Raw genomic sequence first — 19,360 nt, 5'->3', positions numbered from 1 at the left:
CCACCGCGCGACAACCACGCATCGCATGGCAGTGGCCAGACTCCAGTGGTCCCGGCGCATCGGGTGCCACTGGCTTCTGGCCGCGCTCAGAGAGCAGCCATCCTCCGCGCCGAGGGCCCGCGGCTGTTGGCAGCGCCCGAGCATCCGGGGCCAACTGGGAGATGAGGTCCGCTGCGGTCGTTTCCCGCGGCTGCCGGGACGCGCCGTCCGACACCATGGAGCGCTCATGAAAGGAACGGCTGCGGCGGCAGTGCCGGCGGTTACCGCCGTGCCGCTGGCTGCTGCAAGCGGCTGTCCCAGCCGGACAAGCTCGGCCCCTGCCTGGAAGACGCCAAGGGGCGGACGTTCTACCTCCCCAAGGCCGCTGAGTCGACTAGGCCGACCGGCGGCGGAGCATGCGCGCCTGCCTGGCCGCCGCTCACCTCCCGCACACACTCGAGGCGGTGCCGCTGCTTCGCGGGTGACACGACGGCCGGTGACACCAACGGCGGGGAAACCAGCGCGTCCGGCGCCACAGTGGTACGTCGTCAACGCATCTGGCAGCAAGATCGAATCCGATTGATCGGGGACTGATGACCAGACACACGGGCGCGCGGATGCGGCGTCCCGCACGTACGGTGGCGGGCCCTTTGGCTGCTTTGCTGCCGGTCGCGGTCGCGGTGGGGGTGTATGCGTTCGGTCGCACGCACACACCCGACTACACCAGCGGCCTGTTCGGGCGGCACGGCGTCGGCGTCAACGATCTCAAGGCGCGCCTTGGTAGCGCTCTCATGGCACTCGCGGTCGTCCAACTGCTACTCGGGCTGTGGATGTACCGGCGCCTACCGGGAGCGGGGGCTGCGCCGCACCGGGTGCACCCCACACACCGGCTCATTGGCCTCCTTGCCTTTCTGGTCTCGCTGCCCATCGCCTACCACTGCATCACCGCCTACGGAGTTCAGTTCACGAGCAGCCGAGTGGCGGTGCACTCCATTACGGGCTGCGTCCTGTACGGCGCGTTCGTCGCCAAGGTGCTGGTGGTACACAGCCGCCGACTGCCGGGTTGGGCGCTTCCGGCTGCCGGCGGCGCCCTGGTCACCGCCATCGCACTGATGTGGTACACAGCCGCCTTGTGGTTCTTCGCCGGCTCCGCCCCCGGCTTCTGACCGTGCTGTCACCGAGGCCCGCCATGGCTGCACGGCAGCCCTGTTGCAGATCGGACATCGCGTTGCTCCGTGCCAACGCCTCTCTCGGTCGTACAGGCCCCCTGAACGGCCGCGGGCGTCACCTTGGCAGCTGGGACGAGCCGACCGCGAAACTCGGAGCCGGTCTGCACGACCAGGGTGGCGACCGCACGGAGAGGTAGAGCGTGATGTGTGCAAGCGATTCGTGGCCTTGTGGGTGGTACGGGTGATCAGCAACTGCAAGGCCGAGCAGAAGATTCCCTACCGCACCGCCTGCCGGGCGCTGGGGGTGTCCGAGTCGTGGTTCTACAAGTGGCGGGATCGTCCGCCGACCGCGCGTGAGGTGCGCCGGCAGCAGCTGGCCGAGGAGATCGAAGCAGCGCATGATCGATGCCGGGCTGGACGTCGCGCCTGCCAACATGGACGCCGCGTACGCGGCCAGCACTCTGATCTGGGCGCGACAGACCTACGAGGGCCGCATGGACTACTCGGCGGTCACCACGAGCACAGTCCAGGAGCTACTCGGCCGAGAGCCCATCCACCTCGGCTCGTGGGCCACGGCGCACCAGCAGGAACTGCTTGACCAGCTCTCGTGACAGTTGCCGCAGCACGGGCCCGCTGAACCTGCGAGCGCCTGCGGTTGATCTCCAGGCGGCAACGACTGGCACCTGGGGCGCGCGCACCCCGAGCCGTTCGTCAAACCCAGGACGCAGGCCGCGCCCCCATGACGAGCGTTCTCCGCCGATGCCATCGCCGGCGGCCCTGCGAGGCTGGCTACGCCGACCAGCGTGGATCAATCAACCACTCCGGGACGCAGTGCGCGTCACCTTGCTGATGGTCTGCCCTGGAAGCCTGAAGAACTGTTCCACTCATGCCCGGTGAAACCTGGCGCGGAGTAGACCCCGCGCCTGGACAGGTCAGTTGGTGGTGTGACCGCCGTCGACGTTGAGGACATGGCCGGTGATGTATGACGCTTCGTCCGATGCGATGAAGACGATTGCGTCGGCAAGCTCCTCCGGGAGGCCGAGGCGACCCAGCGGAACTTCCGACGCCAACGCCGCCTTGTTCTCCGGCGTGCCCGTGAAGCGGGTGAGCATGCCGGTGTCCGTGGGGCCAGGCGCTACGGCGTTCACGCGGATTCCCGACGTGGCGACCTCCAGCGCTACCGACTTGGTGATGCCTTCGACGGCGTGCTTGCTGCCGACGTAGACGGCGGCCCCAGGCGCACCCTCGTGCCCGTAGGTCGAGGAGATGTTGATGATGCTGCCGCTGCCCTGTCCCTGCATGACGCGCACTTGGTGCTTCATGCTCAGGATGACTCCGAGGACGTTCGTGTCGAACGTTGCGGCGTAGGTGTCCGCGGTCTGGTCCGTGATCGGGCCGGGCCGGCCTTCGGTGCCTGCGTTGTTCACCGCGACATCCAGTCGGCCGAACCGTGCGACGGTCTCGTCGACCAGTGCGCGGACGTCGTCTTCCTTGCGGACGTCGGCGTTGATGAACTCGGCCTCCGAGCCGAATGAGCGCAGTTCCTCGGCAAGCGCGTTGCCGGCCTCATCGCGCCGACCGGCAACGACAACGTTCGCGCCCTTCTTGGCGAAGGCGACGGCGGAGGCGCGGCCTATGCCGCTGAGTGCTCCGGTGATCAGAATAACGGGCTTGTTCATTTCAAATCCTGTGGGTGCGTGCCGGGCGACTTGGTCGCGGACGCGTTCGCTCGGACTCGGGTGCTCGGTTGCATTTCGTGTCTCATCCGGCGGTGAGGTCGAATTCGTTGCCTTCGGGGTCGGTGAACGTCGTCCAGCGGCTCTTGAGAACCGGCGGGTTCAGATGGCGGTGCGGCCGCCGTCGACGGCGATGGTCGCGCCGGTGATGTAGCCGGCCTTCGGCGAGACGAGGAAGGCGACGGCTTCGGCGATCTCTGCGGGCTCGGCCGCGCGCTTCATCGCGGTGGTCTCGGCGAGCGCGTCGAACAGGTCGCGGGCCTCGGGGCGGGTGTAGACCGGGCCGGGGGCGACGGTGTTGAAGCGGACGCCGCGGCCGCTGTACTCGGCCGTCCAGCCTCGCGTCATTGACGCCAGCGCGGCTTTGGTCGCGCCGTACGCGGCACCGCCGGCCAGGCCGAGACCGCCAGCCATGCTGCCCATGTTGATCACGCAGCCCGACCCCTTCGCCGCCATCGCCGGGGCGAACGCGGCCACGAGGAAGAAGGGCGCGCGGACGTTGCCGGCGAACATCGCGTCGTAGTCGGAGACCTTCATCTCCTCGGTCGGTGCCCAGACGGCGTGCCCGGCGTTGTTGACCAGGACGTCGATCTCCCCGACCTCGGCGGCGAGCCGGTCGATGCCGGCCGGGTCCTCGAGGTCCGCCTCGACGAACCGGGCATGGCCGCCGGCCGCGGTGATCTCGTTGACGGTGTCGGCGCCGCGTCGGGCGTTGCGGCCGGTCACGATGACGGACATTCCGTCCGCGGCGAGCCGCTTGGCGACCGCCTGGCCGATGCCGGACGTGGCCCCGGTGACCAGGGCGGTAATGGGATGCAGGTCGAGGTTGTCCTCACGCTTTACAGACATGGGATGCACCTTTCCGAGATGTTATCCAGACCGGTCTGTCTAGCAATTCCCAACCTAGACAGACCTGTCTGGATACGTCAAGGGATGCGGACAACCAATTGAAGACAGACAGACCTGTCTGGTAGTGTTTGCCTATGTCTGAGAAGGTGCTCTCACCACGGGAACGCAGCGCGGCAGCGCGGGCGCGGCTGCTGGCCGCCGCCGACGAGCTGTTCTACGCCGAGGGCGTGCAATCGGTCGGAATCGACCGCGTCATCGAGCACGCCGGAGTCGCCAAGGCAACGCTGTACAGCGCCTTCGGCAGCAAGGACGGTCTGGTCCGGGCCTACCTCCAGGCACGGCACGCAGCGACCGTCGAGCGCATGACGCGCGAGCTCGAAGCGCGCTACGACACCCCGAAAGAGCGCCTGGTCGGCGCCTTCGAGGTGCAGGGACTGTCTTTCACCGAGCCGGGCTTCCGCGGCTGCGCCTTCATCAGCGCGAGTGCCGACGCCCCACCCGGCGGTGTCGTCGAACAAGCTGCGCAGGACTACCGCACCTGGCTGCACGAGCTGTTCTTCGACCTCGCCCAGCAGGCCGGCGCCAAGGACGCGAAGTCACTCGCTCACCAACTGGTCATCCTCTACGACGGCGCCGGCATCAGCGCCTGGCTGGACCGCGACCCCAGCGCCGAGACAGCGGCCCGCACCGTAGCAGCCGCCGTGGTCGACGCTGCCATCCCGGACTGAACCAGCCCACCTCGGCACAGGCCTACACCACGGCAGTCATCGATCTGCTCGCCGGCCGCGCGCCCGGCCTGCTGCGCGTTCTGCGCGAAGCCGACCCCGACGTCCTGCTCAACGGCACCCTCGCGGCGTGCGACCGGGTCGGTGACGGCCGGGCCGACTACTCCCACCAGCGGCCTGATACTTCAGCGACCCTGATGACCGCAGCTTGACGAACACAGGGGCATCAAGCATCCCCGGGACGGGGTGAATGTGCAGGTGGTGACCGACTCGGCCGGGGCGGCTGCTGTGGATCTCGGCCGCACTGCCCGGCCGTGCCCACGACCTGACCGCCGCCCGCACCCACCGGATCATCCGGATCTGCGAACGCCAGCGCATCCCGGTCCTCGCCGACCGCCCCTGACACGGGAGCGTGATCATGCACTGGATCCCGGTGTGCAGCACGAACAGGATCCCGCACAACGCCTGCCGGTCGGGCACCCGCGGTCGGCCCTCGACCAGCTTCGGACCCGGCTTGGGCAGCAACGGCTCGATCAGCGCCCACAGTTCATCCGACACAATCCACGGCCGCGACTGTCTCGTCCCCACGATCAGACCAACGAGCGGACAAGCCAAGAGTCACATGATCAACAGCTTCTGTTAGGGCCTCTAAGTCAAGCCCGGCGCCCGCCGCCGGTCACTCGCCCCGGGCGGGTGCCAGTCCACCGGCGGCGGCAGAGTGCCCTGCGCGATTATGTTCGCGTAGACGCTCTCCAGCGCCTGGCTGAGCGGCCCGACAAGCTCGCGCGGCAAGCCGTCGAAGAACAGGCGACGCACGAGTTCCACGTGTCCCAGAGCCGCGGCCTCGAGCACCTTCCGGCCGTGTTGGGTCAGACTCACCTCGGTCACGCGCCGGTCGTTCGCTGACAGGCTGCAGCTCACCAGTTCCCGCTTGGCCATCCGCCGCACGTGGTGCGAGACCCGGCTGCGCTCCCAGCCGATCTGCGCGGCCAGCATCGTGATCGGCATCGGGGCCCCGTCGGCGACGCTCAGGGCCGTCAGGACGTCGTAATCCGGCAGGGACAGATCGCTGTCGGACTGCAGCTGGCGATTCATCTCGTAGGACAGCCGCAGCTGAACCCGGATGTACGCCAGCCAGGCTCGTTGCTGTTCGCCGTCGAGCCACCCGCCCTCGGGCGCCGCGCCGTTGGCATTGCGTGACATATCACCTATGCTTTCTGTCCAGCACCACCGTCGAGGCGTGCCGCTCCCATATCATCTCGCGCGGACCGCCGGGAGCAGGAGGTACCGATGCCGTACGCAGCAGTGCTCACCGGATACGGATCGCCCGAGACGCTCGTGTGGTCGGAAGTCGCCCTGCCCGCCCCCGGGCCTGGCCAGATCAGGATGCGCGTCCACGCAGCGGGAGTCGGCCCGACCGACCTGAAGATCCGGCGCGGCGAGCTCCGAGAGGTCTTCCCGCTGCCCGACCCCGCCGTTCTCGGCTTCGAGGCCGCCGGCACCGTCGACGCCCTCGGCCCGGGCGTGACTGGCGTGTCGCCGGGTGACGAGGTCGCCGCCCAGCTGCCCACACTCGGCGGGTACGGCGAATACGCCCTCGCCTCGGCCTGGACCGTCAAACCGGCGACCGTCAGCTGGGCCGACGCCGCAGCGCTGCCCGCCTCGGCCGAAGCCGCCGTCGGCGTCCTGCGTCAGCTCGGCGTCACCTCCGGCGAGACTCTGCTCGTTCTCGGAGGCGGAGGCTCGGTCGGCGTGATCGCCACCCAGCTGGCCGTATCCCAGGGCCTCACAGTCTTCAGCGCCACCGGCCCGAGCGACGAGCAGTTCGCCATGGATCTCGGCGCGATCCCGGTCCGCTACGGATCGGCGCTCCTTGCGCAGATGCGCGCGCACGTCGGCAAGGTGGACGCCGTCTTCGACGCCGGAGGCAAGGGCGGCCTCCGCGACGCTGTCGAACTCGCGGGCGGCCCCGCGCGCGTGATCACCCTCGCGGACGAGCACGCGGCCGACTTCGGCGTCGCCCTCTCCGCCCCCACCCCGGACCGTGCCCCCGACGCGGTCGAGCGGACCATGCCGCTACTCGCTTCCGGGCAACTCCGCCTGCGTGCCCAGCGGCTGCTGCCGATGCGGGACGCCGCACAGGCGCACGCCCTCCTCGAAGTGGGCACAGCGCACGAAAAGTTCATCCTCATCGCTTAGCGGCCTATCGCAGCGTACTGTCAAGATCAACCGCTGGGGGAACCAGATGGAGAGCCCAATCGAGGTAGTGCGCAGGTTTTGCGCGGCGTGGTCGGACAACACTGGGGCCGCCGAACTGGCAGCATTTTTCACCGACGACGCCATCTACCACAACATCCCGCTGGCGCCGATCACCGGTCGGGAAGCCATCGCCAACACCATCACCTCGTTCATCCGCCCTGGCCCGCCAGGCATTGAGCACATCGAGTTCCGCGTCATCAACATCGCAGCCGACGGACCGATCGTGATGACCGAGCGGGTGGACGTCTTCAAGCTCCCTGACAAATCGTTCGAACTGCCGGTCATGGGGACCTTCGAGGTCACTGATGGCAAGATCAACGCCTGGCGCGACTATTTCGACATGAACCAGTTCACCAGCCGGATGGGATAAGGCTGGACCTCCTCAGCGTCCCGCAACTGTGGGTTCGCTCGCTACGACTGTGTTGGTCGGCGGGCCCTCGGCCGCCTTCCGCACGGCCGACTCAAGGCGCGACGGGCCGTCCCGGCGAGGTCCTCCGGCCCGGACATCGGGTAGTAGATGGTGTCGATCTGGTCCGCGAGGTCGATGGCGATGATGTCCGCGCCTTCCTCGACGAGCCGGACCGTATGGCTGCGGCCCTGGCCACGGGCCGCGCCGGTGATGAAGGCGACCTTGCCGTCGAGCTGTCCAACGCGTGTTGCTCCTCTGGTCCGGATGGAGTCGGCTCAGGCCCCGTTGAAGTGCTCGTCGACGAAACCCGGCTTGGCCTCGTCGATCGCCCGCCGGTACCGCTCGGCGATGTGCTCGGGGTCGAACGGGGTGCCCGGCTCGACCGCCCCGTTGACCGTGAGGGTGAGGACCCGAATGCCGTCGTCGGCCAGCTGGGTGCCCAGCAGGTTCGCGACCCCGCGCAGCGCCAGCTTGCCCAGGGACAACGTGGCGAGGCTCGGGTGCGGCTGGTCGGCCAGACCGCCACCGGTGAACAGCAACGTGCCGCCGCCGGCGGCTCGCATGGCCGGCACCGCGACCTGGGCGGCCACCACCCCGCCGACGACGTCGACGGTGTAGGCGCCCAGCAGGTCCTCGGGCGCGGCCGACAGGAGGTCGTCGGGCGTCAGCTGGGCAACGTTGTACAGCACGACGCCGGGCGGGTTCGGGGCCGCGTAGAGCGAGCTCAACGCCTCGCGCAGCTGCCCGGGGTCGGCCGCGTCGACGCGCACGACGGACACCTCGGCCCCGGTTGGGTGCAGGTCGGCGGCGAGCTCCTCAAGCTTGTCCCGGTGCCGGGCGGCCAGGGTCACCCGGAAGCCGTCGCGGGCGAAGCGACGGGCAGTGGCGGCGCCGATGCCGGGGCCGGCACCGATCACGAGCAGGTGGCGTGCGTCGGCGGGATGCGGCGAGGAGGACGTAACGGCGGACACGGTAGGAGGGCTCCTTCAGGGCAGGGTTCACAGGGCCGATGGCCGTATCGTTTCGGGCCTCAAGAGTGGTATCAAGTCACTGCTGATGCTAGTTTCCAGACCGAGTGGGGGCTGGCCGACCCCCGGAGGATCCTGATGGTTGTGTACACCGTGCCGCGGCCCGAGGAGCCGGTCGACCGGTCGCCCGGTTCCGGTGATGCCTTCGGTCTCGAGAGCCGTGGCGACTCCGACGGCGCGTCTGCCCGGCGCCGAGAGCTCGCCGTCTTCCTGCGCAGCCGACGCGAGCGCATGTCGCCGAGCGAGCTCGGTATCGTGGCGATCACTCGGCGGCGCACCCCCGGTCTGCGCAGGGAGGAGGTCGCGCAGCATGCCGGGATGAGCGTCACCTGGTACACGGCCCTGGAGCAGGCCCGCGACGTACGCCCCTCGCCTCAGGTACTCAACGCACTCGCCCGCACGCTGCGCCTGGACCACGACGAGCGCCACCACCTCTACCGGCTCGCCGGTGCCGCGGACGACGCCGTGGTCACGGAGTGCAATGCCGTGAGCGCCGAGTTGCACGCCGTGCTGGACAAGCTCGACCCCTACCCCGCCTGCGTCCAGAACGGCAAGTTCGACCTGCTCGCCTACAACAGCGCGATGCGCCTGCTGATCACCGACCTCGACGAGGTGCCGATCGCACAGCGCAACTGCGTCTGGCTCACCTTCACCGAGCCTCGCTGGCGCGAGCGCCTCGTCGACTGGGAGCAGGCCGCGGCTCGCCAGGTCGCGAACCTGCGCGTCGCCATGGCCGAGCACGTCGACGACGGCCGATGGAAGGCGCTGGTTTCGCGGCTGCGCGCGGAGTCGTCGGAGTTCGCCGAACTGTGGGACCGGCACTCCGTTCGCGGTGTCGACGCCGGTGTCCTGCGCCGGATCGACAACCCGGCGATTGGCCGGATGACCTTCACTGTCTCCAACACCTGGGTCGCGCCCGGCTCGACGACCCGGCTGCAGGTGCTGCTCCCCGCGGACCCCGACACCGTCGAGCGGCTGACCAGGCTGGTCGCCGACGCCGGCTGAGCCCGCCCCGCGCTCAGCCGGCCCGGTCGTCGGGTCAGTCCCCCGCGGCGCCTCCGGAGGAGGGGGCACCGTTTCTCGGTGTGGGGTATCGGCTGGTCTCATGATCTCGGCACTGCGGCCTGGTCATACGCATCGCCGCCCTGGGGCTGTCATGCCCGGCGAGGACGCGGGGTCCGAAGACCGGGCGGGCTCCGGGGATCCAGCATCGCACGCGGTGGAGCCCGCGACGACATCCCCCTCGGCGGTGACCGGCAGGCCAACGCCGCCCTGCATCGGACCGTGCAGACTCGCCTGCGCTTCGACCCGCGCACCCAGGACTACTACGCGAACGCCGCAGCAAGGAGGGCAAGACCCGACGCGAAATCGTCCGATGCCTCAGACGCTACGCCGCCCGGGAGGTCTTCCACCTGGTCAGGCCCACACAGCCATGCCCCCGTCATAGGGGCAGTCTGTGGATGCCTGCGCGGGCCAGGAGGGCGCCGGCCTCGGCGTCACGGGCGATGCGGGCCAGGTCGCGCTCGCCGACGTGGGGTATCAGAATGGGGCGGCCGGTCCGCACGCATTGAGTGGCCAGGCGCTCCGCGCCGTAGCTGGCGAGGTGGCCGGGAGGGTCGGCGGCGCGGACGGCCTTGGTGGGGTACGCGGCTTTCACGGCGAGGGCGCGGAAGAGTGCCCGGCAGGCGCCGGGTGCCGTCGGGTGGCAGTCGTCCAGGACGGAATCCAGGATGTCCACCGCCGCCACGTCGGCGACCTCGGGGACGGCGACACCGGCCAGCTCGCGGGCGGTCTGTTCCACGTCCAAGATGGTGCCGATACGGGCGGAGCCGTCGGCGATCAGGGCCAAGCGCTGCCGGGCACGGTGCCGATCGGTGACATCCACCCACACGATGGCTACCCCGAGTACCCGCCCGCCGGGGACGGTCGAGCCGGTAGTAGGAGACTGACCAGGCATGATCGTTACCGAGGTCGGCGGGAGTGCGCCCCACGCTCTGCTGGTCGATCAAGGGCTTTCCGGACGTCAGGACTTGCCGCAGCGCGGCCTCGATCGCATCGGCCTCCAGGAAAGGCAGGGCCTCGCGGACCTGTCGCCCGAGGTGGTCTTCGGCAGGGACGCCGTTGATCTGCGCCAGCGCCGGGTTGACGGCCACGTACCGCAGGTCGGTGTCCAAGACGACCAGCCCGATCGGGGACTGCGCGACCAGCCGCGTGGACAGGGGCCACGTCTCGTTCCACCTGGCGCAGGATCGCCTCGTCGGTGGCGATGCCCAGGGCATAGAAGTCACCCCGGTCGTCCAGCAGCCGCGTGTTGCGGAACTCCACCAGCCGGGCCGTTCTTGTGCCGGACAGGGAAGGCGCCGGGCCCACCTCCGTCCCGTCCTCATGACCTCGCTGAACAGCCTGATCATCAGGTCCAGGTGCTGCTCATGGACCAGCAGCCGCGCCGCATACCGGCCCAGCGCCTCCTGCGCGGTGCAGCCGAACAGCTCCTCGGCCTGCGGGCTCCACAGCACGATCCGCCCCTCCGCATCCAGCAGCACAGCCGCGACACTGAGCAGACATGAACGCTGCCCAGGTATGAGGTGCGCTCCACCGGCATGGACTCCGCCGACCGCGCCCCCCGAAGCCCTGCCTGAACTCGCCGCCTCGGGCCGGCCTCACGTCGAGGTCTGGCGTACCTACCCCTGGCCCAGGCCGCTCAGGCCCAGAGCGTCCTGTTGCCGGGGGGTAGTCCGCCTGCACGCCATGCCGACACCGAGGACTTCGTTCGACGCTTTTACGAGGCACTCGACACCGCGGACCCGCACCTGCCGCTCATCAAGGTCCGCACTCGTGACCGGGCTGCGCAACCACCCGTTCCCGGCAATCCTGGTGGCGCTGAGGGAAACAGACCCGCGGATGCTGCACACCGTCTTCGAAGACCTGCGCTGGTCCGGGCCCTTGGTCACATCCGGCGGCGGCACGGAGCCGCGTACCTCCGCACCCCGCCAAGACCAGGCTCACAAGGAGGCTTCCCGGTGCCCTTGCGGCAGGGCAGTGCACCGGTCTCGAAGAAAATCTGTCATGGGGGCAGTAGACATTGGCTCGTCGTAGGGTTACTGTTTCTTACGTATCCAGGAAGTCTAAATGGGCACGGCAGACACGAACTGCCGTGCGAGCAGGTCAGGAAGACCGACCCCGAGGGGTCGTGAGCAGTACCCGCGATATCCAGCAGTACACCGAGTAATCGAGGTAAGGAGCCGAACGCCATCAGGATCGCCCGGGCGAGGAAGCAGTCCGCCCGGGTACCGCAAGGCCCCGGATTGGAAGGTGGTCCCCGGTCACGCATTCGCGATCCCCGCAGCCCTGCCCTCCCAGGCGGCACCTGCGGAATAAGAAGGCCGGCACCGTGTGTCGGTAGATGGTGTTGAAAGCTCGGGGCCCGGATGCCGGTACGGCACCCGGGCCCCCCGACGCGTCCGCCGAAAGAAGAGGTCTATGCCCCCTGCCGTCGACAACCTCGACGATGACGACTACCCCGCCTACACCATGGGCCGGGCCGCCGAGATGCTCGGCACCACCCCCGCATTTCTCCGCGCGCTCGGCGAGCACCGTCTGATCACACCCTTGCGCTCGGAAGGCGGTCACCGCCGCTACTCCCGCTACCAGCTGCGCGTCGCGGCCCGCGCCCGCGAACTCGTCGACGAGGGCACCCCCATCGAGGCCGCCTGCCGCATCGTCATCCTGGAAGACCAGCTCGAAGAAGCCCAGCGCATCAACGAGCAACTGCGCACCGAAGGCGGGTCGCGGCCGAAGACCTCAACGTGACTCAAGCACGCCGGGCGCCGGCCGATCCTGCTCGTCAGCGAACGAGGCCGCCGCCTGGTCGCGGCGGTCCAGAGGAAGCACTCCCTGTAATGAGCCGCGGGTTGACGCCCACCGTGACGGCTTCCACGCTGTGTAAAGGGGCTGCTGGAAGGACCGCGGTCGTGAGTGGTGAGCACAGTGGGTATTCCGAGCTGCTGACGGCTGCGGAGATGGCGGCGCCGGTGGAGACCGTCGACGTGTTCGCAGAGGAGCTGCGGCGGCGCTTCGGCGCCGCGAAGGTGTCGTTCCTCATCGTCGATCTGACGGGGAAGTCACTGGCGCGGCTGTCCACAGCCGGGGAAGCGCAGGAGGGGCGGGATGCGGAGCGGATCCCTCTCTTCGGCAGTGTCTACGAGGTCGTGATCCGGACCCAGCGGCTGTATCGGGAGGCGACAGGCAAGGGGCAGCGGGTGATCGTGCCGGTCACCAACCGCGGCGACGCCATCGGGCTGCTGGAACTCCTCCTGCCGGCCACCCCCGACGAGGGCGTCCTGGAAGCGGTCGGGCAAGCTGCCCACGTGCTGGCCTACGTCGTGATCGTCAATGGGCGCTTCACCGACCTGTACACCTGGGGCAAACGCTCCCGACCGCCCACCCTGGCAGCGGAGATCCAGTACCAGCTGCTGCCCGCGTCACTGTCGTGCGAGGCCGCACAGTTCACTCTGAGTGGGAGCCTGGAGCCCTCCGCAGCCCTCAGTGGCGACACCTTCGACTACGCCCTGGACCGCGACACCCTGCACATATCGGTGACCGACCCCATGGGCCACGACATCGACGCCGCCCTGGCCGCCACCGTCCTGGTGGGCGCCCTGCGCGGCGCCCGCCGCGCAGGAGCCGGCCTCGTCGAGCAGGCCCACCTCGCCGACCAGGCCCTGGCCGACCACAACCGCGGCCACGCCACCGGGCAACTGCTGCGCATCAACCTCCACACCGGGCGGGCCCAGCTCGTCAACGCCGGCCACCCCTGGCCACTGCGCATGCGCGAAGGAGTGGCGGAGACGATCACCTGCGAGGTGGACCATCCCTTCGGGCTGCCCGTGCGCGTACCCCACCCCTACCGCGTCCAGGACCTCGATCTGCGCCCCGGTGACCGTCTGCTCATGCTGACCGACGGCATGCTCGAACATCACGGAGAGAATGTCGACCTGCCCGCCCTGCTGGAGCGGACCCGGGATCTCCATCCGCGGGAGACCGCGCTGACCCTGACGTCCGCAGTCCTGGACGCGGCCGGCGGCCGACTCGAAGACGACGCCACCGTGATGTGCCTGGACTGGCACGGACCTCAGGAGACCCAGCGACACGTCAGCTCGGGCGCGGACACGCGCCGAGCCTCAGCCGCCCGTACGAAGCAGCCATGACCGCGGGCGCTTTCCGGGAGGATTCGTGGTGGCCGCCCACAGGCGCATCCGAATGACGGTGAGGGGCGGCCCAGCTCGTCCCTTTCCTGCCAGAGGGCCGGACACCACCTGGGCCGTGCACGTGCCCCGCCGGCTGCAGGAAGCCCGCGTCCAGCTCGCCCGCGCCACGGAGGAACTCCGCAGTCGCCTCGGCCGCACGCCGACAGTCAAGGAACTGTCGGAGCTGATGAGCCTGTTCGAGGGCGAGGTGCGGGAGGCCCGCCTGGCAGCCAACGGCTACAACTCCTCCTCGATGGGCGCCGCCCGGACCTCATCGGCAGCGAAGACCAGGCGCTGGAACTGGTCGAGGACTTCCACACCCTGGCACCGTTGATCGCCGAGCTCGACGAGCGGGATCGGCAGATCATCCACATGCGGTTCGCGGAGGAACTCACCCAGGCTGTGGCGCACCCTCGCCCGGCTGCGCGAAGGCATGCTCACCCACCACTGAGCCCGACGGCCGCCGCCCTCTCGGAAGCCCGCCGCACACGCGGCGGACTTCATTGCACCCGGTCGCCAACCTTGCCGGCATGGCAGTTGCGCCCTTGCCGCGCGGCATCGAACACCGCGACGGCGAGGCGACCGGCTCACGGTCGAACCAGCGTGGCCCCGGCAGACCGTTTTTGTGAGGCACGCCCCGGCTTGATCGGCGGTGCGGAGTGAGCGTGCTTCAGCCCATGGGACTGAACGTCGACTCCACCCGTAGAACGGGCGGGGCCTGAGAGACCCGCGGTATGGAAATCGCTCGCAGGAACAACGTCACCGTCACAGGCAACCCGCAGGGGCGGACGGTAATGCTGGCGCACGGGTTCGGCTGCGACCAGAACATGTGGCGGCTCACATTGCCCGCCTTGACCGAGGACTACCGGGTGGTGCTGTTCGACTACGTCGGCTCCGGCCGCTCGGACGGGTTCGCGTTCTCCGAGGACCGTTACGCCTCTCTGGAGGGCTACGCCCAGGACGTGGTCGAGGTCTGCGAGGCGCTCGACCTGCGCGAGACGGTGTTCGTGGGTCACTCCGTCAGCGCGATGATCGGCGTGCTGGCTGCCGGCATGGCTCCGGAGCGGATCGGGGCGCACGTGATGGTCGCTCCGTCCCCGCGGTACATCGACGACGACGGCTACCGCGGCGGGTTCGGCGCCGACGACATCGATGAGCTCCTGGCGTCACTGGAGTCCGACTATCTGGGATGGTCGGCGGCGATGGCGCCGGTGATCATGGGGAACGCGGACCGCCCCGAACTCGGCGAGGAACTCAAGAACAGCTTCTGCGTCACCGACCCCGACATGGCCCGCGTCTTCGCCCGCACCACCTCTCGGATTCACGGGACGACCTCAAGAGCGTTGACGTGCCGACGCCGGTGCTGGAGTGCACCCAGGACGTGGTCGCCCCTCGGGAGGTGGGTGCCTTCGTCCACCAGGCGATCCCCGGCTCGACGCTGGTCCACTCTCGATGCGACTGGACACTGCCCGCACCTGTCCGCGCCCGAAGCCACCAACGAGGCAATACGGAGCTTCCTGGCGGACTTGACGCGGCCAAGAGCCATGCCCCCGTCCTGGCCATCGCCCGGCAGGTACCGCTCGCCGAACTCCGCAGCGACTACTTCCAGGAAGTCGACAACGACGCCCTCTTCAGCGATGTGGCCGTCTTCCGCGCCACGATCACCTCGCCCGACCAGCTGCCGCAGATGCTGGAGACAGCGGTGCGCCACGCACTGGGCCGCAAGGGCGTTGCGGTCCTCACCGTGCCGGGTGACCTGGGCGAGCGGGAACTGACCGCCGAGCGTCCGGCCCGGCTCTCCCTGAACAGCCCGGTGAGCCGGCCGGAGGACTCGGCGGTGCGTCGCGCCGCAGAACTCCTCGACCGCTCCGAACGGGTCACCCTGCTCGTCGGGGAGGGGGGCGCGCGCCGCTCGCGAGGACGTCCTCACCCTCGCGGACCGTCTGGCCGCACCGATGGTGCTCACGTTGAAGGCCAAGGCCGGTTTCGAGGGCGACACCAATCCCTTCCAGGTCGGCCAGACGGGGCTGATCGGCAACCCCGCCGCCGCTGCGGCCCTCCAGGACGCGGACACCGAGCTGCTGCTCGGCACGGACTTCCCCTACCGGGACTGGTTTCCCGAGGGCCGGACCGTGATCCAGGTGGACACCGAGGCCACCCATATCGGACGCCGGGTACCGGTCGACGTCGGGCTCGTGGGGGACACCGGCGCCACCGTACGCGACCTCCTGGACCGCCTCACCGCCGCACCCGCGGGGTCCGCGGACGCGCGCGACCGGTCGCACCTGGAGAAGGCGCGTGAGCGCTTCGACCAGTGGCGCAAGAGGCAGGCCAGGCTCGCCGACCCCGCGCACGACAAGGGCCTGGTGGGCCGTGTCCGCTCGGCGCTGGACAACCGTTCCCACGTCATCCGCCCTGAGGCGCTGGCCGCGGCCGTCGACCGGATCGCGGCCGATGACGCTGTCTTCACCTCTGACACGGGCATGGCGACGGTGTGGCTCTCGCGCTTCGTTGAGATGCGCGGCGAGCGGCGCCTCATCGGCTCCTACAATCTCGGCTCGATGGCCAACGCCATGCCCCAGGCCCTGGGCGCCCAGTGCCTGGACCGCGAGCGGCAGGTCGTGGCCTTCTGCGGCGACGGCGGACTGAGCATGCTCCTTGGCGACCTCATGACCCTGAAGACGTACCGCCTGCCCGTCAAGCTCGTCGTCTTCGACAACCGCCGGCTGGGCATGGTGAAACTCGAACAGGAGCAGGCAGGTCTGCCCGAGTTCGGCACCGTGCTCGACAACCCCGACTTCGCCGCCGTGGCCGAAGCCATGGGCATCACCGGCATCCGCGTCACGGACCCGGCCGACGTGGAGGGCGCCGTGCGACGCGCCTTCGGCACTCCGGGCCCGGTCCTGCTGGACGTCCTCACCAATCCCGACGAGATCGCCGTCCCGGCCAAGCCGACCGTCGAGCGGGGCTGGGGGTTCGCGGTGGCCAAGGTGAAGGAAGTCGTACGCAGCAATGGAGAGTCCGGCGGCGACTGATCAACGTTCGAGGAATGCTGGTCGGCGGCCGGGGTACACGCGTCCTTGCCGGACGCTGGACCGCTGAAGACGAGGCCATTCGACTGTGAGGGGCGCATGATGCCGACGACGACCGTGCAGACTGCCGCGCAGACGCTGGACGTTCCGGAGATCGCGGATCCTTCCAAGGTCGCGCCGAAGGACGCGCGGGAGCTGTCGAAGCCGTTCTTCGACCAGTTGGCAGTGCTGGAGGAGGGGACGCCCGAGTACCAGTACGCGCGTAACACCCTGATCGAGATGAACATGTCCCTGGTCCGCTTCGCGGCCGGCCGGTTCCGCAGCCGCGGGCCGGAGGAGATGGAGGACATCGTCCAGGTCGGCATGATCGGCCTCATCAAGGCGATCGACCGCTTCGAGCTGACCCGCGAGGTCGAGTTCACCTCCTTCGCCATCCCCTACATCGTCGGCGAGATCAAGCGGTTCTTCCGCGACACATCTTGGGCCGTGCACGTGCCCCGCCGGCTCCAGGAAGCCCGTGTCCAACTGGCCCGCGCCAGCGAGGAACTGCGCAGCCGCCTGGGCCGGACCCCGACCACCAAAGAGCTTTCCGAGCTGATGAGCCTTCCGGAGGACGAGGTCGTCGAGGCCCAACTGGCCTCCAACGGCTACAAGTCCGCCTCCCTGGACGCGGCGATCGGCGGCAGCGAGGACGGCGAGGCAGCGCTGCATAACTTCATAGGCGACGAGGACGCCGCCCTCGGCCTGGTCGAGGACTTCCACGCCCTCGCCCCGATGATCGCCGAACTCGACGAACGCGACCGGCAGATCATCCACTGGCGGTTCGTCGAGGAACTCACCCAGGCCCAGATCGGTGAACGTCTCGGTGTCTCCCAGATGCACGTCTCCCGGCTGATCTCCCGTCTCCTGGCCCGCCTGCGCGAAGGAATGCTCAGCTCCCAGTGATGTCCGGGAGCCGGGTCAGTCGGACGGTGATCCTGCGCCCTCGCGGGGGCACGGGAAGGTGTCCGGCGCCGTGCCCCAGTGCGCGCGGTGCTGCCGGTCGGGCAGGATGCCGCAGCTGAGCAGTCTAGCGGTAGCGCCGTTCGGCTGGTTGATCTCGCGGATGAAGACGGCCTTGTCGGGCGGGTACTTGTTTTTGTCGTTCAGTTGCAGCACGCCCGAGGCGCCGGGGTGCTGGGACACGCCGTGGGCGGTGAGCCACAGGTAGATGCGGCGGACCGTGGCGCTACGCCAGAGTCGTTGACGACCTCCGCTGATCGACTCGCGTGGCTCGTCGGTCAGTCGGGTGTCTCGCCCGAGTCGGCGGGCTGGAAGTCGTTGGCCGGCGCAGACCGCTCGATGCCGTCGTTGGTCGCAGCCCAGCTGGCCAGCAGGTTCAGGGCGTCCTGCGAGGGTGTGTGGGGCTCGGCGGTGTAGGTGAGGAGGAACTGGCTGGGGCCGTCGGGGAGCGGGAAGGTTTCGAAGGGCAGGTCGAGGTCGCCGACGACCGGGTGGTGGAGGAGTTTCACGCCGGTGGTGTGCATGCGGACGTTGTGGGCGGCCCAGCGGCGGCGGAATTCCGCGCTGCGGGTGGACAGTTCCCCGATCAGGTCCGTGAGCCGTCGGTCGTAGAGGTCGCGGCCGGCTTCGGCGCGCAGCATGGCGACGGTGTCGCCTGCGACTTCGTCCCAGTGGCGGAAGAACTCGGTCGCGTGCGGGCTGAGGAAGACGAACCGGGCGTTGTTCGGCGGCCGTACCGGGTCGGCGTAGACGGGGGAGAACAGGGCGCGCCCGAGGTGGTTGGCGGCCAGGACGTCCCCGCGTCCGCTGAGGATGAACGCGGGTGTGCCGGTCATCGAGTCGAGGACGCGCTGCACTGTGGGCCGGACACGCTGCTGGGCCGGGCGGCGGCGTGGCGGGCGGGTGGTGCCGGCGCCGCGCAGGAGGTCGAGCAGGTGGGTGCGTTCGGCCTCGTCGAGCTGCAGTGCTTGCGCGATGCCTTCGATGACGCTTTCGGAGACTCCGGTGGCGTTGCCGCGCTCCAGCCGGGTGTAGTACTCGCTGGAGATGCCCGCGAGGCATGGACCGCTTCCGCCCGAACTATGTACCTTCAGCATTTCAAGTCGCATCGCGCTGCATGTGTTTGGCTCGAAACCGCGCCGTACGTGGCGGGCGGCAAGGACGTTCCCTGCCCGGCCAGTCACAGCTCCAGGCGGTAGCCATGTCCTCTCAGTGTGGTGATGCGGGGCAGGCGGGCGGGGACGGGGAGTGGCTCGGCTGCGTCGGTGAGGCGGCGGCGCAGGGCGGCCATGGTGACGTCGAGGGTTTTGGTGGAACCGAACCAGTTCTCGTCCCAGACCTCGGCCATCAGGGTCTCGCGGGAGACGGCTTCGCCCGCGTGCCGTGCGAGGAGGGCGAGCAGCTCGAACTCCTTGGGACGCAGGGCGACTTCGGTGTTCTCAAGGGTGCAGCGGCGTGCTGTGGGGTCGATGACGAGGTCGCCGAGGTGGATCGGCTGATTCTGTACGGGTGTGGTGAGGGTCCGGCGGCGCAGGTGGGCGCGGAGGCGGGCCAGCAGGACGGTGAGGGTGAAGGGTTTGACCAGGTAGTCGTCGGCGCCCGCGTCCAGGCCGGCGATGACGTCGATGTCGTCGGTGCGGGCGGTGAGGATGACGATCAGCAGGTCCCGGAAGCGGCTGCGCAGGGTGCGGGCGACGTCGAGGCCGTCCATGTCGGGCAGGCCGAGGTCCAGGAGCAGGGCGTCGTACGGTGCCCGGCTCGCCTCGATGAGGGCGGCGCCGCCGGTGCGGCTCCAGGCGGCGGTGTAGCCGTTGCCGCGCAGGCCGGTTTCCAGGTGGTGGCCGATGACATCGTCGTCCTCGACCACGAGGACCCGGAAGCGGCCGTTGTCCGGTGCGGCGGGCGTGCCCATGGCCGACAGCGTAG

General features: G+C 69.3%; 16 protein-coding genes and 7 pseudogenes. 14 read left to right on the top strand and 9 right to left on the bottom strand.

What is annotated here, in order from left to right; translation table 11 throughout:
* The first annotated feature begins 572 nt into the window (after positions 1 to 572).
* From CRP49_RS45625 to CRP49_RS45620, 3 genes and pseudogenes are all read left to right on the top strand, one after another.
* On the top strand, positions 573 to 1,145 hold the full coding sequence (locus CRP49_RS45625) for a DUF6529 family protein (protein WP_097259181.1): 573 nt from the start codon (positions 573 to 575) through the stop codon (positions 1,143 to 1,145).
* Between the two features lie 208 nt (positions 1,146 to 1,353).
* A pseudogene (locus tag CRP49_RS49510) lies at positions 1,354 to 1,476 on the top strand (hypothetical protein); the annotation flags it as partial.
* Positions 1,477 to 1,546: 70 nt separating this feature from the next.
* Positions 1,547 to 1,759: a hypothetical protein gene (locus CRP49_RS45620; RefSeq protein ID WP_097259180.1), complete on the top strand. Its 213-nt coding sequence runs from the start codon at positions 1,547 to 1,549 to the stop codon at positions 1,757 to 1,759.
* A gap of 321 nt (positions 1,760 to 2,080) precedes the next feature.
* Here CRP49_RS45620 and CRP49_RS45615 read toward each other — a convergent pair whose 3' ends face one another.
* Positions 2,081 to 2,827: an SDR family NAD(P)-dependent oxidoreductase gene (locus CRP49_RS45615; RefSeq protein ID WP_097259179.1), complete on the bottom strand. Its 747-nt coding sequence runs from the start codon at positions 2,825 to 2,827 to the stop codon at positions 2,081 to 2,083.
* A gap of 159 nt (positions 2,828 to 2,986) precedes the next feature.
* Positions 2,987 to 3,733, bottom strand: coding sequence for an SDR family NAD(P)-dependent oxidoreductase (locus CRP49_RS45610; RefSeq protein WP_097259178.1), 747 nt, complete (start codon positions 3,731 to 3,733; stop codon positions 2,987 to 2,989).
* Between the two features lie 134 nt (positions 3,734 to 3,867).
* Between CRP49_RS45610 and CRP49_RS45605 the strand changes: the two genes are divergently transcribed.
* On the top strand, positions 3,868 to 4,461 hold the full coding sequence (locus tag CRP49_RS45605; protein ID WP_097259177.1) for a TetR/AcrR family transcriptional regulator: 594 nt from the start codon (positions 3,868 to 3,870) through the stop codon (positions 4,459 to 4,461).
* Positions 4,462 to 4,472: 11 nt separating this feature from the next.
* Positions 4,473 to 4,855, top strand: a pseudogene (locus CRP49_RS46675) (transposase family protein); the annotation flags it as partial.
* 26 nt (positions 4,856 to 4,881) lie between these two features.
* On the opposite strand, the pseudogene CRP49_RS45595 reads toward CRP49_RS46675, so the two are convergent.
* Together CRP49_RS45595 and CRP49_RS45590 are read right to left on the bottom strand one after the other, a co-directional pair.
* Positions 4,882 to 5,019 (bottom strand): annotated as a pseudogene (locus CRP49_RS45595) (transposase); the annotation flags it as partial.
* A gap of 87 nt (positions 5,020 to 5,106) precedes the next feature.
* On the bottom strand, positions 5,107 to 5,661 hold the full coding sequence (locus tag CRP49_RS45590) for a MarR family winged helix-turn-helix transcriptional regulator (protein ID WP_097259176.1): 555 nt from the start codon (positions 5,659 to 5,661) through the stop codon (positions 5,107 to 5,109).
* Between the two features lie 87 nt (positions 5,662 to 5,748).
* Here CRP49_RS45590 and CRP49_RS45585 point away from each other — a divergent pair, with 87 nt between their 5' ends.
* Together CRP49_RS45585 and CRP49_RS45580 are read left to right on the top strand one after the other, a co-directional pair.
* Positions 5,749 to 6,657 (top strand): alcohol dehydrogenase catalytic domain-containing protein, encoded by a 909-nt coding sequence (locus CRP49_RS45585; RefSeq protein WP_097259175.1) that lies wholly within the window; start codon positions 5,749 to 5,751, stop codon positions 6,655 to 6,657.
* 46 nt (positions 6,658 to 6,703) lie between these two features.
* The gene (locus tag CRP49_RS45580) at positions 6,704 to 7,087 is read left to right on the top strand and encodes a limonene-1,2-epoxide hydrolase family protein (protein ID WP_097259174.1); all 384 of its coding nucleotides are present in this window, start codon (positions 6,704 to 6,706) and stop codon (positions 7,085 to 7,087) included.
* 314 nt (positions 7,088 to 7,401) lie between these two features.
* On the opposite strand, the gene CRP49_RS45570 is transcribed toward CRP49_RS45580, so the two are convergent.
* Positions 7,402 to 8,097: an SDR family oxidoreductase gene (locus CRP49_RS45570; protein ID WP_097259173.1), complete on the bottom strand. Its 696-nt coding sequence runs from the start codon at positions 8,095 to 8,097 to the stop codon at positions 7,402 to 7,404.
* A gap of 135 nt (positions 8,098 to 8,232) precedes the next feature.
* Here CRP49_RS45570 and CRP49_RS45565 point away from each other — a divergent pair, with 135 nt between their 5' ends.
* Positions 8,233 to 9,159 (top strand): helix-turn-helix transcriptional regulator, encoded by a 927-nt coding sequence (locus CRP49_RS45565; protein ID WP_179852069.1) that lies wholly within the window; start codon positions 8,233 to 8,235, stop codon positions 9,157 to 9,159.
* 451 nt (positions 9,160 to 9,610) lie between these two features.
* On the opposite strand, the pseudogene CRP49_RS45555 reads toward CRP49_RS45565, so the two are convergent.
* Positions 9,611 to 10,736: pseudogene (locus CRP49_RS45555) on the bottom strand (PAS domain-containing protein); the annotation flags it as partial.
* Positions 10,737 to 11,634: 898 nt separating this feature from the next.
* Between CRP49_RS45555 and CRP49_RS45545 the strand changes: the two are divergent.
* The 6 genes and pseudogenes from CRP49_RS45545 to CRP49_RS45520 all read left to right on the top strand — a co-directional run bounded on the left by CRP49_RS45545 (position 11,635) and on the right by CRP49_RS45520 (position 17,377).
* On the top strand, positions 11,635 to 11,964 hold the full coding sequence (locus CRP49_RS45545) for a MerR family transcriptional regulator (RefSeq protein ID WP_097259170.1): 330 nt from the start codon (positions 11,635 to 11,637) through the stop codon (positions 11,962 to 11,964).
* 209 nt (positions 11,965 to 12,173) lie between these two features.
* A complete protein-coding gene (locus CRP49_RS45540; protein ID WP_097259169.1) occupies positions 12,174 to 13,361 on the top strand; it encodes a PP2C family protein-serine/threonine phosphatase in 1,188 nt (395 codons plus the stop codon).
* A 100-nt stretch (positions 13,362 to 13,461) separates the two neighbouring features.
* Positions 13,462 to 13,851 (top strand): annotated as a pseudogene (locus CRP49_RS45535) (sigma-70 domain-containing protein); the annotation flags it as partial.
* 283 nt (positions 13,852 to 14,134) lie between these two features.
* Positions 14,135 to 14,845: pseudogene (locus CRP49_RS45530) on the top strand (alpha/beta fold hydrolase); the annotation flags it as partial.
* Between the two features lie 68 nt (positions 14,846 to 14,913).
* Positions 14,914 to 16,435 (top strand): annotated as a pseudogene (locus CRP49_RS45525) (thiamine pyrophosphate-dependent enzyme); the annotation flags it as partial.
* A gap of 96 nt (positions 16,436 to 16,531) precedes the next feature.
* Positions 16,532 to 17,377 carry an RNA polymerase sigma factor SigF gene (locus tag CRP49_RS45520; RefSeq protein WP_097259168.1) on the top strand — a complete coding sequence of 282 codons (846 nt, stop codon included), beginning with the start codon at positions 16,532 to 16,534 and terminating at the stop codon, positions 17,375 to 17,377.
* Between the two features lie 15 nt (positions 17,378 to 17,392).
* Here CRP49_RS45520 and CRP49_RS45515 read toward each other — a convergent pair whose 3' ends face one another.
* From CRP49_RS45515 to CRP49_RS45505, 3 genes are all read right to left on the bottom strand, one after another.
* Positions 17,393 to 17,617: a hypothetical protein gene (locus tag CRP49_RS45515; protein WP_097259167.1), complete on the bottom strand. Its 225-nt coding sequence runs from the start codon at positions 17,615 to 17,617 to the stop codon at positions 17,393 to 17,395.
* A gap of 95 nt (positions 17,618 to 17,712) precedes the next feature.
* Positions 17,713 to 18,531, bottom strand: coding sequence for a helix-turn-helix transcriptional regulator (locus CRP49_RS45510; protein WP_257033854.1), 819 nt, complete (start codon positions 18,529 to 18,531; stop codon positions 17,713 to 17,715).
* Between the two features lie 83 nt (positions 18,532 to 18,614).
* Positions 18,615 to 19,346, bottom strand: coding sequence for a response regulator transcription factor (locus tag CRP49_RS45505; protein WP_097259378.1), 732 nt, complete (start codon positions 19,344 to 19,346; stop codon positions 18,615 to 18,617).
* Positions 19,347 to 19,360 lie beyond the last annotated feature (14 nt).

The organism is Streptomyces sp. Ag109_G2-15 (assembly GCF_900215565.1).
GTDB lineage: Bacteria > Actinomycetota > Actinomycetes > Streptomycetales > Streptomycetaceae > Streptomyces > Streptomyces diastatochromogenes.
This window is presented reverse-complemented; position numbering and strand designations above follow the sequence as displayed.